Genomic DNA, 14,223 nt, shown 5'->3' on the forward strand with positions numbered 1-14,223 from the left:
CCTCGCTCGATCCTTCCAGATGTCGACATCCGTTGGAGGTTTGCAGGTCGGGTGAGACCCAAAACCGCAACACGAGGCATTCCGGTTTGATGGATATTGTAGCAAGGTGGCGCGATGTTTGCCTCGCTAACTGCTTGGACGCGCTATCGGCGAGAAACCAAGCATAGATAGCAATCCGGTGCCAAAATGCTGGCGGCTGATCATCCTCGGCTTCCTACTACGAGGCGCACCGCCGCGCGGCACTCTCTCGGGAGCACGGTGACTCTATCGAGTTCTGGCACCGGGCCAAAGTGGCTGCGGAAATCGCCCGTATCGATCCTACGGCAGAGATGAATTTGGAGACTCTACGCCGGGTCGTTGATTAAGAGTTCGGGGAATGTTGACTGTCTTGGCCGGCTTTGCGCTCCATGATTTCCACGCTTCGACCTCCAACACGCGATTTTGTCATCGGTCAGTTTTTCGCAATCGGATGCCGTTGTCGGAAAGAACCTCGATGCCAGCTTTCTCAAGAGCTTTGACGATGCTGATCAGATTGTTCGCGATCGGAGTTCTCGCGCCCCGCTCGAAGTCTGCAATTGTCTGACGCGCGACATTTGCAGCCCGCGCCAGATCGTCCTGACTCCATCCGAGCATTGCACGAGCTCCACGGCACTGCTCAGCGCTAAAATTAGGTACCCGATCCTCATTATTTTGATTGACGTCAATCAATTTGTATAATAACCCTATTGCGAAATACAGTCGAAAAGGCGCTGGAACGCCCTTTTTTGACCTGACCAAAGCCAAGCTGTTGGGAGCTCGGATCATGGCTGATTCCGACAATACCACGACTTTGCCTTTCGTCACGCCTGGACTGGAGCACGGTAGTTCGCCCAGGCTCGCCGATGCACAGACCTTGGCTCTCCTCTAAACTGGTAGTCGGTCAATGGTCGATCCCGCGCTCATCCTTTCTCTTGCCTGGATCGAGGCGCAGGCGACGACATTGGCTTCTTGCGTTCAGCAGCAAGAAGCTGAAACCGAACTCATGAAAGATGGCGGTTGCCCATTCATATCGACTGAGGTGCCGGAAAGCGGGGAAGGGAGGAGAGCCGAAGTCCGCTACTTGGCCGCCCGGAAGGTGGAATTGGAAAACGCCACGGAAGCGGAAATCTTGCTGGAGAAAATTGCAACCACACCCGCCATCTCGTTGGCGGGTGTGGTTGCCAAGCTCGCAGTCGTCGTTCGTGAGGCCGAAGACAACAGCGATCTCTCCGAATTTCCGCTGCCACATATCCGCTCGGCATTGGCTGACCTGCGACGTCTCACGGACGAAACGATAGGCGACGACTTCCCCACATTGCCCGGTTGTGATCGGTCGATCGGATCGATTTTCGAACAGCCGGCATCCTCCATCGCCGCCTGGCGCGCATTCCGTGCGTGGAGCCAGGGCGATGACGAAGCTTATCGAACCTGGACGGACACCTTCAGGACACTGCAAAGCGCACGCCAGTAGACGATTTCGACGTCGGCCGATCCGCCAGTCCGAGGAACGCCGCTTTCCAACAATCCATCGTCAATGACGGAATCCAAGGATACCGCACACGTCCGCGCCGCCCTATCAAACTTTTGAAAGGGAGAGAGCGGATGCGGATGAAACCGGACTCATCGCGGTGGCGTGACCCACATGCATATGCGTTCGTCAAGGATGCCGCCGCCGATGTGATCGCCTGGGAATTCTTGCGCCGGAATCCTGACTACCAGCGTGATTTCACTGCGTCCCGCACGACCAAGGCCATGCGCGAGCTGCGCAAACGTTGGGGTTTGCAGTTTCGCCGCCAGGCCTGACCAGTCCGCTGCCGAACAGCCTGTTTATTGGGCGCCTGAGATCGATCCAGGCGTCATCAATCTCATCGAGACGCCGGATCCTTTGCAGGTAAGTCAGAGGAGGGCGGCGGACATTTCATACCTCCAAGGCGAGCGTGATGAAATCGCACTTCACATCCGTCCATCGCCTGCAGGCCAGCAACTGGTATTCCTGGACGGTGCGCAGCCTGGCCAACCGGTGGCCGCCATTATTCCACTCGACGAAATGGCATTCGATCGGCTCTCATCAATCGAGCGATTTATCCACTCGATCGGCGACAAACACCGCCCTGACACCCGGTTGAGCCAAGCCCAGCGGCGGCGTCTGGGCCATATGTTGCGATGCCTCGACGGCCGGGAAGAGGAGGCATCGCACTTCGAAGTCGCGACGGTGTTGTTCGGTCGGCGGCTTGTCAGTCGGGAAAGCTGGCCTGACTCGTCCTTTCGATACCAGACGCGTCGCCTCGCGCACGACGGCATGAAGATGGTCGCACAGGGCTACCGCCAGTTGCTGCGCTTTAGACGGCGACATTCGTGATCCTGCACGCCCCGGGTGCGAAATAGCGTCACGCAATTCCGCACCTGATCCCCCTGTTTCTACTCCTCCATCCTGATCACGGATCATCGTTCATTCGCGACCGCAAGAAGGAGACACCCTCATGAACGCCACCACCGCCGCATTGCCGCCGCGCTACCTGCGCACGAAGGAAGCCGCGCACTTTCTCAGTCTTTCCGCCCGCACGCTCGAGAAGCACCGCACTTACGGCACCGGCCCTGCCTATCACAAGCTCGGAGGCCGCGTCGTTTACGCAATCGAAGACCTGCAATCCTGGGCACAGCGCGGCGCGATGACCTCGACCTCCGATCCGCAAGGTTCGGTCCTGCCAGCCAAGCGCCACGCCGCGTTCCCCATTGCCTACGCCGGGCGTGAAGTCCGCTGAACGGTAACCTTTCCTTTGTCAGCACGAATACGCCCTCCGTCGGAACGCGGTCAACTTGACCTATTCCACACGCTACCCGGCGATTTCGCGCCACGCGATGCGCAGGACCTTATGGCCTATCCTTTCTTTTCGCTCGCCAAATCGAGGCGCATCGCGCCCATCGATTTTCGTGCCGGCGATGTCGTCATTCGAGTTGAGGCTGTGCCCGATCATGGCATGGCGACCATTTGGGATGCCGACATCCTGATCTGGGCCGCCAGCCAGATCGTCAACGCACGGGACGCGGGCCTGCGTACGTCGCGGCTGATGGCGGCGACGCCTTACGAGATGCTCAAATTCATTGGTCGTGGCGTCTCACTGCGCGACTATCAACGCCTCAAGGCCGGGCTCGACCGCTTGCAATCGACGAGCGTCGTCACATCCATCCGGCAAGCCGCGGAGGGTCGCCGCCATCGCTTCTCATGGATCAACGAATGGCAGGAACGAACCAGCCGCGAAGGCCGCCCGTTCGGCATCGAACTGATCCTACCGGACTGGTTCTATCGCGCCGTCATGGACGACGCGCTCGTCCTCACCATCGACCGCGCCTACTTCAGACTGACGGGCGGCCTGGATCGCTGGCTTTACCGGCTTGTGCGCAAGCATGGCGGCCGCCAGCGCGCCGGTTGGCGCTTCGATATCCGGCATTTGCACCAGAAGTCTGGCAGCCTCGCACCGTTCAAGCGCTTTGCCTTCGAACTGCGCGACATCGTCCGCCGGCAACCGCTGCCTGGATATCGTTTGTTCACAGAAGTCGAAGCCAGTGGCCGTGTGTTGCTTGCTTTCGAACCGGCGCCGCCTGTTGACAGGCTCGTGCTATCGGGAACCCGAACCATCGTGCCATTGGGAACCGCACTATCGTGCTATCGGGAACCTGAAGTCGGTCTAAGTGACAAGCCTGAAAAGGAAATTCGTGCTCCTAACTTAGATTCTAACACTGAATCTAACCTAGATTCTGATGCGCGTGGAAACGCCAACCATGGTGCTGCGAACCGGTTGGGGCGCGTGCCATGAACGGAGAAATGAATCGTCGCGCGCACGACCGTCCGCTGCCCGACGAGCCTCAACCCTTCACCACCTTGGTCGAACTGACCTTCCAGAAACAGAAGGTTGAGCACTGGATACGTTTCGGCCGCAAGAGCTACGAAAAGATTCTCGACCGTCGCCGCAGCGTCGTCGGCTTCGCGCCGAACGCCGTCTTTGCCTTCGTCCGCTGGGCGGCCGGCGAGCACGGCACCATCATTTCCCGGCTCGATATTGTCCGCGCGATCGGCCGCGGCGAGCCGTTCCAGACACTGCCATTCGTGCGGCCGGGCGGCGACATCCTGTTGCGGCTCGACGCCTGGGCGAAGGTCGAGAAGGCATTGCAGGCGATCGACGCCGTGGAAGCGCTCGGCCTCGATGCGGCCGACGTGTCACCCGATCACTGGCGGCACGTCCACAACCGTTTGACCGCAGGCCTTGAGCCGGACGCCTATACGCCGGAACGTCATGCGGCGTGGCTCGGTCGCCGCAGGATCGCGCCATGACGCGCGCCGGTCTCATGTTCGCGACCGCGCTCGCTGCGTTCGCCGTCAGCTATCCCGGCCTCACGCCGATACCGGTCAAGTTGATCTGGAACGCATCGGCCAGCGTACCGATCGGCTTCTATACGACCGACTTCGCCGGCCCGTTCGAGGTGACTGATCTTGTCGCCGTGGACGCACCCGAACCGCTCGCGACCTTCCTCGCCGAGCGCGGCTATCTGCCCAAGGGCGTTCCGCTCCTCAAGCGCTTGCGCGCCGTCTCCGGGCAGACGGTTTGCCGGATCGACCACGTCATCACCGTCGATGGCGTGATTGCCGGCGCAGCGCTGGAGCGCGACCGCGCCGGTCGCGAGCTTCCAGTCTGGCAGGGGTGCCAGCGCATCCACACCGGCGAAGTCTTCCTGATGAACTGGCAGATCCGCGACAGCATGGACGGCCGCTATTTCGGACTCATCTCCACCGACCAGATTATTGGCCGCGCCGTGCCGTTGTGGACCGACGAGGAAGGCGACGGCCGCTTTGAATGGCGCGCGCTGACGCGGTGAGCGCGCGACGGGCGGCGCATGGCGTGTCGTCCGCTTTCATCATCACCGCAACAAAAGGAGACTATCCATGCCGCAGATCGGTCAATTCACCGCTGGCAAGAAGAACTTCGTCGGCACCATTCACACGCTCACAATCACGCAGGAACTGACTATCGTTCCCGCAGAGGAATCCGACACCGAGAACGCGCCGGATTACCGCGTCCATCGTGGCGATGCCGATGGCCCGGAAATCGGCGCGGCGTGGAATCGCACCGGCGATAAGGCCGGCGAATATCTGTCCGTGCTGCTCGACGATCCCACCTTGCCGCAGCCGATCCGCGTCAACCTGTTTCAGAACAGTAGCGACAAGGCGTCATGGTCGCTGCACTGGAGCCGTCCGAAGCAGCGCGACGAGCGGGACTGAGGCCATGCGGTCCTGCGTCATGCCAGCGCTCAAATCCCTCATCTCTTTGTTCGCGGAACAGCCGTCTCATCCCTTCGTCCCGCTCGACCGCAGGACGGTCGGCGCGCGCAGCGAAGATCAAGGGCGGCCAGCGGCCGGCGCTTCGCGCGGACCCTTGACCGTAGCGAGCACGCTGGCAGGCTGGGGGCGTGGCGGAGAAGGGCCGGCACGGCGTAATGCCGTTCTTGTCGTCGTCGGCGCGCTCGCGCTCTGCGCGGGACCGGGCGCGTCGATCGCGCAATCCATGCCGGCAAAGCGCAGCGTCGTCGCCGATCCTTATGCCGCGCACATTGCCGAGGCGTCGCAGCGTTTCGGTGTTCCCGAGCACTGGATTAGCGCGGTGCTGCGCGCCGAGAGCGCGGGCGACGTGCGTGCGGTCTCGGCGGCGGGTGCGATCGGGCTGATGCAGGTCATGCTCGGCACCTGGGCAGGCTTGCGTAATCGCCACGGCCTCGGCCGCGATCCTTATCAGCCGCACGACAACATTCTGGCGGGCACGGCTTACATGCGCGAGATGTGGGACCGCTACGGCAATGTCGCCGCGATGCTCGCGGCCTACAATGCCGGCCCCGCGCGCTATGACGAATACCGCACAACGGGCAAAGATCTGCCGGCGGAAACGCGCGCCTATGTCGCCGCGCTCCTGCCGGTTCTCGGCGGGGCGGCGGCACCCGATGCAGCGGTCCGGCGAGCCGCGCCAACGCCCGACTGGCGCGATGCGCCGCTGTTCGTCGTGCGCCCGAACGACAGCGCAACGGCTGCTGCGCCGCCGTCAGGCGACACACGCGCGACCGTTCCGGTGCGTGAGCGCCGCAATGCGGAGCCGCGTTTCGGCGGCATGTTCGTGGCGCGTGCGGGCGACGGAGCGACGCCATGAGGATGGCGTTCCCGCGCGCGCTCGCGTTCGTTCCGGTGTGCAGTCAGGCAAGTTTGCGCCTGGCTGCATTCCCGGTTGGAGAGGCAGAAACAGCGGAAAAGGCGGAGGGCAAGATTGAAGAAACCGGCACCCTGTCGGGCCGGTTTCCAAAATTGTCTTTGTCTGCACACTGGTTAGGCGGCCGTTTCCGGCACCATGGCTCTGAGGGCTGGAGTGCCGCGATTTCGTGCAACGCCATGGCGTTGCTGGTTTTCAATCGGCACCGTGGCCGCCGATTGCGCGATTTGCGCCGGTTTCGACCGGAGGCGCGTCCATGAGCGCCGATGACGAAAACCGCCTCCGGCCGAGGCCGGGCCGCATCCGTTTCGATACGCCGCCGCGCGCGGGCAAGACCAAGAGCTTTCTGACGCAGGCGAAGAAGATCGCGCGCCAGCAGCGCCGCACGTCGCCTCATGTCGGTTTCGGAACGGCGGTGTTCACGCCAGCAGCGCTGGCCGGCTCTCATTTGGTGCTGTCGAGCGGCAAGGGCGTGAAGCGCGGACGCGGCGCGGTTTTCGTCCGCTCCCGCAATCTCGGCGGCGGTGGATGGCAGCACCGGCAACCCGGCGCGCGCCGCGTCATGGTCCAGCAGCGCTATATTCTCCGTCCCGGTGAGAGCCGCAAGGCGCAATCCCATCTGCGCTATATCCAGCGCGACGGCACCTCGCGCGACGGCGAACGCGGGCAGCTCTATTCGGCCGGCGATGATCGCGCCGACGGCGACGCCTTCCTTGAGCGCGGCCAGGACGATCGCCACCAGTTCCGGCTCATCGTCTCGCCGGAGGACGGCGCGGAGTTGTCCGACCTCACGGCCTACACCCGCGACCTCATGAATCAGATGGAAGGCGACCTCGGCACGAAGCTCGATTGGGTCGCGGTCAACCACTACAACACCGGTCATCCCCATGTGCATGTCATCCTCCGGGGCAAGGACGAGCTGGGCGAAGATTTGGTCATCAACGGCGACTACATCGTCCATGGCGTCCGCGAGCGCGCCAGCGCTCTGGCGACGCTGGAGCTTGGTCCGGTCAGGGAGATCGAGCAGACCCGCAAGCTCACGGCCGAGATAGATCAGGATCGTTTCACGCGCATCGACAGGGCGATGGCGGAGGAAGTCCATGCGCGATTCCTTGACCTGCGCTACGAACCGGAAGAGCCGAAGCCGCAGTTCGAGCGCACGCTTCGTCTGCGCCGGCTCGCCAAGCTGGGCCGCATGGGCCTCGCAACGGAACATGCGCCGGGCGTGTGGGAATTGAACGAGCGGATGGAGCCGACCTTGCGCGAGATTGGCGAACGCGGCGACATCATCCGCTCCATGCAAAGGTCGCTCGCCGCCGATGGACTGGAGCGCGATCCTTTGACTTTCCACATCCATAAGACGGTGCCCGCCATACCCGTCACCGGTCGCGTGCTCGACAAATATCTCGCCAACGAGCTGGGCGACAATCTCACCGTCGTCGTGGATGGGATCGACGGCCGGACGCATCACATCTCCAACATCGACCCGAGGCAGTTGGAGGATGCACGGATAGGCAGCATAATCGACATCGGCCGGGCCGAGGCGAACGCCCGGCCATCAGACCGCGCCATTGCCGCGATAGCCGAGGACGGCATCTATCGGCCGAGCCGCCATCTGGAGCAGGCCAGATTCGAGGGGCGTGTTCCGGGCGGCGACTACGAGGGCTATGTCGATGCTCATGTGCGACGACTGGAGGCGCTGCGCCGCGCCGGGATCGCCGAGCGGATCGACGCCGACCAATGGCGCATCCCGGAGGACTTTGAGAAACGCAGCATGGCGTTCGACGCCGGACGCGGTGCTCAGGCCAATATCCGCGTCATCACCACCTTCGATCTGGAAAGCCAGATCACGGCGGACGGCGCGACCTGGCTCGACAGGCGACTGGTGTCGCCCGACGCATCCGACCTCGCGCCGACCGGCTTCGGTCAGCAGGTGCGCAAGGCGATGGAGCGGCGGCGCGAGCATCATATCGACCATGGCGATGCGACGCGGCAGCAGGACGGCCGCGTTACCTACCGGCGCAATCTGCTCGCTACCCTACGCGGGCGAGAGATCGGCCGCATCGGCGCGGACGCGGCGACCGCCAAGGCATTGCCGTTCCGTGCCGCCGCGGACGGCGAGACCGTTTCCGGTAAGTTCACCGGCACCGTTCAGCTATCCAGCGGCAAGTTCGCCATTGTCGAAAAGAGCCACGAGTTCACCCTTGTCCCGTGGCGTCCGGTCATCGACCGTCAGCTCGGCCGCGAGGTCATGGGCGTCGTGCAGAGCGGCACTGTGTCGTGGCAGTTCGGGCGCCAGCGGGGCATAGAAATATAGGTTGTCGTTGTCGCAACTTGGCCGACCGAATGGTACTGAGCGAGAGGCCACTATATTCAGGAGCACGCGGCCATCGTCCTATTCGTCGCCGACGCTATCCAGTAGCCCTTCGGCGCCATCTTTTCTGTTGCCTCTCGCGCGAAGGCTTATTCTCTGATCGGCTCCATCTCTTTTGCCGAATGGAGCCCTTATGCGCGGAGGCCGAATCCTTTGGGGCCAGATCGCCGTCGTCTTCACCATCGCCCTGGTGATGACGTGGGCGGCCACGCAATGGACCGCATGGCGGCTCGGCTTTCAGGTGCAGCTTGGCAACCCATGGTTCGAACTGGCGGGCTGGCCGATCTACTATCCGCCGGCATTTTTTTGGTGGTGGTTCTCCTTCGACGCCTATGCGCCTGCGGTCTTCACTGAAGGCGCCTTCATCGCGGCATCCGGTGGCTTCATCGCGATCGCCGCCGCCATCATCATGTCGATCCTTCGTGCGCGTGAGTCCCGCAACGTTGCCACATACGGTTCGGCACGGTGGGCTGAGGACAGGGAAATCTGCGCCGCCGGGTTGCTCGGCCCGGATGGTGTCGTGCTCGGCCGGTTTGAACGAAACTATCTACGCCATGACGGTCCCGAGCATGTGTTGTGCTTCGCCCCGACGCGATCCGGCAAAGGTGTGGGCCTTGTCGTGCCGACGCTTCTGACCTGGCCGGGAAGCTGCATCGTCCACGATATCAAGGGCGAGAACTGGACGCTGACGGCCGGCTTCCGCGCCCGGCATGGCCGCGTGCTGCTGTTCGATCCGACCGACGCGAAGTCGTCGGCATACAACCCCTTACTGGAGGTGCGACAGGGCGAATGGGAAGTGCGCGATGTGCAGAACATTGCGGATATTCTGGTCGATCCAGAAGGGAGCTTGGACAAAAGAAACCATTGGGAAAAGACCTCGCATTCGCTTCTGGTGGGCGCAATCCTCCACGTCCTCTATGCGGAGAAGGACAAGACGCTGGCGGGGGTCGCAAACTTCCTGTCCGATCCGCGCCGGCCGGTCGAAGCTACCTTGCGGGCGATGATGGACACGCCGCATCTCGGCGAGGCCGGTGTCCATCCTGTCATCGCGTCGTCCGCGCGCGAACTGTTGAACAAGTCCGAAAACGAACGCTCCGGCGTGCTTAGCACGGCCATGAGCTTCCTTGGCCTATACCGCGATCCCGTCGTGGCGCGCGTCACGGCGCGCTGCGACTGGCGCATTGCCGATCTGGTCGGAAGCGGCGAGGCAGTCAGCCTCTACCTCGTGGTGCCACCCTCCGACATCAACCGAACGAAACCCCTGATCCGACTCATCCTCAACCAGATCGGCCGCCGGCTGACCGAGGAACTGAAAGCCTCCGGCAAGCGTCATCGCCTCTTGCTGATGCTGGATGAGTTTCCCGCGCTCGGGAGACTGGATTTCTTTGAATCGGCGCTCGCCTTCATGGCCGGCTACGGCATCAAAAGTTTCCTGATCGCGCAGAGCCTCAACCAGATCGAGCGCGCCTACGGCCCGAACAATTCCATCCTCGACAACTGCCACGTCAGCATCGCCTTCGCAACCAACGACGAGCGCACCGCCAAGCGCGTATCAGATTCGCTCGGCACGGCGACAGAGTTGCGCGATTCCACCAACTACGCCGGGCACAGACTGTCGCCGTGGCTAGGGCATCTCATGGTGTCGCGGCAGGAGACGGCGCGGCCGTTGCTCACGCCCGGCGAGATCATGCAACTTCCGCCCGCTGACGAAATCGTCATGGTGGCGGGCACGCCGCCGATTCGCGCGACCAAGGCCCGCTACTATGAGGATGCGCGTTTCAAGGAACGCATCATGACGCCGCCCGATCCGGCCGCGCGCCCGAACGCCGCACGGCAAGGATCGGATGACTGGTCGCGCCGTGTCGTCACCGCAGCGAAGGCTTCGGCCACGAGTGCCGCCGCCGGCAGCATGGACGGCGATCCCGCCAATGCCGGCATTCGCCGCGAACCCGTATTGCCCGAGCACGAGGAAATCGTCGCGTCGTCGCGAACGCCGGAACAGGAGTTCGATCTCTTTGACGGCGAACCCGACGTCGACGCGGCGAAGGCCCGCGCGCTGCGCTCGCATATCCGTCTGGTCGCGCGGCAAGCGTCGCTCGACCCCGGCGATAACATCGAGCTTTAGGAGGTAACGCATGACGGCCCGCACCCGCATGAACGTCTATTTCAACCCGGAATTGCTCGTCCAAGTCGAAGTGCTGGCGCTGCGCCGGCAAGTCTCGAAATCCGCCATCATCGAGGCGGCCGTTGCCTCCTTCCTGTCAGGCGATTCCTCCGAGAAGCTGGAGGCGGCCATGTCGCGCCGGCTGGACAAGCTCGGCCGCCAGATCGACGGGCTCGACGAAGATATTGCCGTGCTCGGCGAGACCGTCTCGCTGTTCATTCGCTTTTGGCTGACCATCACGCCTCCCCTGCCGGAGACCGCCCAAGCCTCCGCGCGCGCGAAAGGTGTTGAACGCTTCGAGGGGTTCATGCAGACGCTTGGCCGACGGTTGGCGACGGGAGACAGGTTCCTTAAAGAGCTGTCGCGGGATGTAGACCGTTCCGGCTATAATACGAATGAGGGTGACCAAGGCGCTTGAGAATGGTGTCTCACTTAAACATGCAACTCGACCTACGTGACGCTGTCATTTCTTGAAAACTGCCATTCTCGATCTTTCGTATCACCCAGGATACTAAGGGAAGCCTATCTGTTCCACCGAGATAGACGTGCAGACTGATCTACCACCGAAGGGGCCCGTGGTGCATCTAGGCTGTTTCGGTTGAAGAACTAAGGGAATTCCAGACCCATGGCAGGCCGAGAGACATCCACCCCGCCGAGCGGCCTCTGAAAATGCGGCTTTTTCCCAAGTCGCCCCGAAAGCCGTCGTTCCGGTGCTGCCCCAAGTCTGCCTCGTTGAAACGCTCCATCGGGAAACAGAGTGCACGAACTACGTCGAAAACGCCGAATACATGTCAACTTAACGCTCTAGCTTAAGGCACAGGGGTTCGGTCATCCCATTGGGTTCGCGACGCTGCGCCATCAATCTTGTGGAAACGCATAAGCGATCACCTGATCTCCAATCTTTGTTTCCATAAAGTGGTGCCCGCCGGGAGCGATGACGACGTACTGCCGGCCGTCGACCTCATAGGTCATCGGCGTCGTTTGTCCGCCGGCCGGGAGGTCGGCTTGCCAGACGATCTTGCCGGTCTTGATGTCGATGGCGCGCAGTTTGTCGTCCGTCGCCGCGGCGACAAAGATCAGGCCACCTGCGGTCACCAGCGGACCGCCATTGTTCGGCGTGCCGATGTCGATCGGCAGCATCGAAGGAATACCCCATGGTCCGTTGTTGACCGCGCTGCCCAGGGGTTTGTCCCACAAGGTCTTGCCAGTTTTGAGATCGATCGCCCGGATATGGCCGTAGGGCGGTTCGGAGCATAGCAGCCCGGTCGGCAGCCGCCAGCCGGCATTGACGTGGATGGCGTATGGAGACCCTGCCTGCGGGTCGCCCTTGTCCGACACGGCCTTCGACATCTTGCCCTTGTCGATCGGCTTCAGGCCCATCTTGTCAGCCTCGGCGCGGGGCATCAGCTGGTTGTAGTTCGGCATGTCGTTGTAATTGGCGACAAGAACGCCACTTTGCGGGTCGACCGCGACGCTACCCCAGTCCGACCCGCCGTTGTAGCCTGGATATTCGATGAACGGCTTGTCCACGGTGGGCGGAGTGTATTCACCCTGATACGACGCCTGGTGGAACTGAATACGGCAGTAAAGCTGGTCAAGCGGGCTCATGCCCCACATGTCCTTCTCGGTCAACCTGGGCTGGTCGAGATGTGCGTAGGTCGAGTAGGGCTGCGTCTTCGAAAGCTTGTCGGGTTCGACGCCGCCCGTAGGCACCTTGCGTTCCTCGACCGGGAATAGCGGCTTGCCGGTCCTGCGGTCGAGCGCGTAAATGTGGCCTTGTTTGCTCGGTACGATGACGGCAGGCACGACACCGTTATCGGTCGGCAGATCGACCAGCGTCGGCTGCGAGCCGAGATCGTAGTCCCACAGGTCGTAGTGGACGGTCTGGAAATGCCAAACCGGCTTGCCGCTCGTCACATCGATGGCGACGATCGAGGAGTTAAACTCGTTCTCAAAATCCTTGCGGTTGCCGCCATAGTAGTCGACGGCGGAATTGCCGAGCGGCAGGTAGACATAGCCAAGCTCAGGGTCGGCCGCTGCGACGGTCCACATGTTCGGTGTGCCGCGCGTATAGGTATCGCCTTGCGGCGGTGCGCCAGTCCGATCGGGGTGGCCCATGTCCCAGGCCCAGACCAGCTTGCCCGTCGTGGCATCGTAGCCACGGACGACGCCAGACGGCGCGTCCTCGGCTTGGCCGTCCTTCACCTGCGCGCCGACAACAGCGATGCCGCGCACGATTGTCGGCGGCGCAGTGACCGAATACCAGCCGGGCACGGTTTCGCCGATGCCTTGCGTCAGGTCGACCATGCCCTTGTCGCCGAAATCGGCGCAGAGTTTGCCTGTCCTGGCATCAATGGCGATCAGGCGTGCGTCGAGCGTGCCCCATTCGATGCGGGTCGCGCAGGGCTGGTCGGCGACGGCATCTTTCACTGTGTAGTAGGCGACCCCTCGGCAGGTCGCGCCATAAGGAATGGCGTCGTCTGATACCTTGGGATCATAGCGCCATTCTTCCTTGCCGGTCGCGGCGTTGACGGAAATGACGATGCCCTTTGCGGAGCAGGCATAGAGATGGCCGCCGATCTCCAGCGGTGTGTTTTCCGGAGAATATTTGCCGTCCGCGGCCTTGCTAGGCATGTCGCCGGTGCGGAATGTCCAGACTTTCGTCAGCTTCGAGACGTTCTCGGCGGTGATCTGGTCAAGCGGCGAATAACGGCGCCCCAGTTCGGAACCGCCGTAGACCGGCCAGTCCTTGCCCGGCTTGTGGATCGTCGTGTCCGGCTGTCCGGTCCGGTTCTGCGCCGCCGGCGTAGCGGGCGGCGGGGCCGGCAGGGCTTCTTGCGACTGCGCTGCGCCTGTGAAGTGATGCATGCCCATTCCGGCCGCCATCAACACAACGAGGCCGGATACGGTCGCGTATCTCCCGCCGCTGCGGCGCGGGCGGACGGGTTCGTTGAAGGCCGGCAAGGCCAACAGAACGAAAATCAGAACGACGGTCGGCGCCAGCACGCGCGGCATCAGCCCCCAGCCATCAAGGCCGACTTCCCAATAGGCCCACGCCAGCGTTGCCAGCCAGGTCAGGCCATAGAGCCATATGCCGGCCGGATTGCCGGATAGCAGCAGGCCGCCGGCCACAACGAGCGCGATGCCGGTCGGCAGGTAGTACCACGAGCCGCCCAGCCAGATCAGCCAAGCGCCGCCGGCCCCCAGCAGCGCCCCGAGAACCACAAGCAATGCGCCGACGAACATGCACCACCAGAATGCAAGTCCTGAGTGTCGGAAATCGTGGTTGTCAGGCGAGTGAGCAGGCAAATCGGTCATGACAAAATTCCATCGGTCTTCAATCGTGATGTCGCCGAACGCCTCCAGTCGTTGATGGTTGCGAACTGATCACGGTTTGGCGCCGTCGCGCGCGTCACCAT

General features: G+C 62.6%; 15 protein-coding genes. 13 read left to right on the plus strand and 2 right to left on the minus strand.

What is annotated here, in order from left to right:
- Window positions 1–444: 444 nt before the first annotated feature.
- Window positions 445–804, minus strand: coding sequence for a helix-turn-helix transcriptional regulator (locus FGU64_RS23610; protein ID WP_246671176.1), 360 nt, complete (start codon window positions 802–804; stop codon window positions 445–447).
- A 118-nt stretch (window positions 805–922) separates the two neighbouring features.
- Here FGU64_RS23610 and FGU64_RS21010 point away from each other — a divergent pair, with 118 nt between their 5' ends.
- From FGU64_RS21010 to FGU64_RS21070, 13 genes are all read left to right on the plus strand, one after another.
- Entirely contained in the window at window positions 923–1,489 is a 567-nt protein-coding gene (locus FGU64_RS21010) for a hypothetical protein (protein ID WP_139954895.1), read from the plus strand.
- A 131-nt stretch (window positions 1,490–1,620) separates the two neighbouring features.
- The gene (locus tag FGU64_RS21015) at window positions 1,621–1,821 is read left to right on the plus strand and encodes a DUF6499 domain-containing protein (protein WP_246671177.1); all 201 of its coding nucleotides are present in this window, start codon (window positions 1,621–1,623) and stop codon (window positions 1,819–1,821) included.
- A 244-nt stretch (window positions 1,822–2,065) separates the two neighbouring features.
- Window positions 2,066–2,377: a DUF2285 domain-containing protein gene (locus tag FGU64_RS23615; RefSeq protein ID WP_246671383.1), complete on the plus strand. Its 312-nt coding sequence runs from the start codon at window positions 2,066–2,068 to the stop codon at window positions 2,375–2,377.
- A gap of 121 nt (window positions 2,378–2,498) precedes the next feature.
- The gene (locus FGU64_RS21025) at window positions 2,499–2,780 is read left to right on the plus strand and encodes a helix-turn-helix domain-containing protein (RefSeq protein WP_139954896.1); all 282 of its coding nucleotides are present in this window, start codon (window positions 2,499–2,501) and stop codon (window positions 2,778–2,780) included.
- Window positions 2,781–2,795: 15 nt separating this feature from the next.
- Complete coding sequence (locus FGU64_RS21030) at window positions 2,796–3,833, plus strand: replication initiator protein A (protein ID WP_139954897.1); 1,038 nt, start codon at window positions 2,796–2,798, stop codon at window positions 3,831–3,833.
- Entirely contained in the window at window positions 3,830–4,348 is a 519-nt protein-coding gene (locus FGU64_RS21035) for a DUF2840 domain-containing protein (RefSeq protein ID WP_139954898.1), read from the plus strand. The genes FGU64_RS21030 and FGU64_RS21035 overlap by 4 nt, the downstream gene beginning before the upstream one ends.
- Window positions 4,345–4,890 carry a S26 family signal peptidase gene (locus FGU64_RS21040; RefSeq protein ID WP_139954899.1) on the plus strand — a complete coding sequence of 182 codons (546 nt, stop codon included), beginning with the start codon at window positions 4,345–4,347 and terminating at the stop codon, window positions 4,888–4,890. The genes FGU64_RS21035 and FGU64_RS21040 overlap by 4 nt, the downstream gene beginning before the upstream one ends.
- A gap of 67 nt (window positions 4,891–4,957) precedes the next feature.
- Window positions 4,958–5,293: a DUF736 domain-containing protein gene (locus FGU64_RS21045; RefSeq protein ID WP_139954900.1), complete on the plus strand. Its 336-nt coding sequence runs from the start codon at window positions 4,958–4,960 to the stop codon at window positions 5,291–5,293.
- A gap of 4 nt (window positions 5,294–5,297) precedes the next feature.
- Window positions 5,298–6,209: a lytic transglycosylase domain-containing protein gene (locus FGU64_RS21050; protein WP_139954901.1), complete on the plus strand. Its 912-nt coding sequence runs from the start codon at window positions 5,298–5,300 to the stop codon at window positions 6,207–6,209.
- Window positions 6,206–6,526, plus strand: a complete 321-nt coding sequence (locus FGU64_RS21055; protein ID WP_139954902.1) for a hypothetical protein — start codon at window positions 6,206–6,208, stop codon at window positions 6,524–6,526. Before FGU64_RS21050 ends, FGU64_RS21055 begins: the two co-directional genes overlap by 4 nt.
- A 935-nt stretch (window positions 6,527–7,461) precedes the next feature.
- Entirely contained in the window at window positions 7,462–8,583 is a 1,122-nt protein-coding gene (locus tag FGU64_RS23620) for a DUF3363 domain-containing protein (protein ID WP_246671384.1), read from the plus strand.
- Between the two features lie 190 nt (window positions 8,584–8,773).
- Window positions 8,774–10,765, plus strand: coding sequence for a conjugal transfer protein TraG (locus tag FGU64_RS21065; protein ID WP_139954904.1), 1,992 nt, complete (start codon window positions 8,774–8,776; stop codon window positions 10,763–10,765).
- Between the two features lie 10 nt (window positions 10,766–10,775).
- On the plus strand, window positions 10,776–11,222 hold the full coding sequence (locus FGU64_RS21070; protein WP_139954905.1) for a CopG family transcriptional regulator: 447 nt from the start codon (window positions 10,776–10,778) through the stop codon (window positions 11,220–11,222).
- A 440-nt stretch (window positions 11,223–11,662) separates the two neighbouring features.
- Here FGU64_RS21070 and FGU64_RS21075 read toward each other — a convergent pair whose 3' ends face one another.
- Window positions 11,663–14,122 (minus strand): membrane-bound PQQ-dependent dehydrogenase, glucose/quinate/shikimate family, encoded by a 2,460-nt coding sequence (locus tag FGU64_RS21075; RefSeq protein WP_139954906.1) that lies wholly within the window; start codon window positions 14,120–14,122, stop codon window positions 11,663–11,665.
- Between the last annotated feature and the right edge of the window lie 101 nt (window positions 14,123–14,223).

The sequence above is a fragment of the Mesorhizobium sp. 8 genome, assembly GCF_006351905.1.
Taxonomy (GTDB): domain Bacteria; phylum Pseudomonadota; class Alphaproteobacteria; order Rhizobiales; family Rhizobiaceae; genus Mesorhizobium; species Mesorhizobium composti.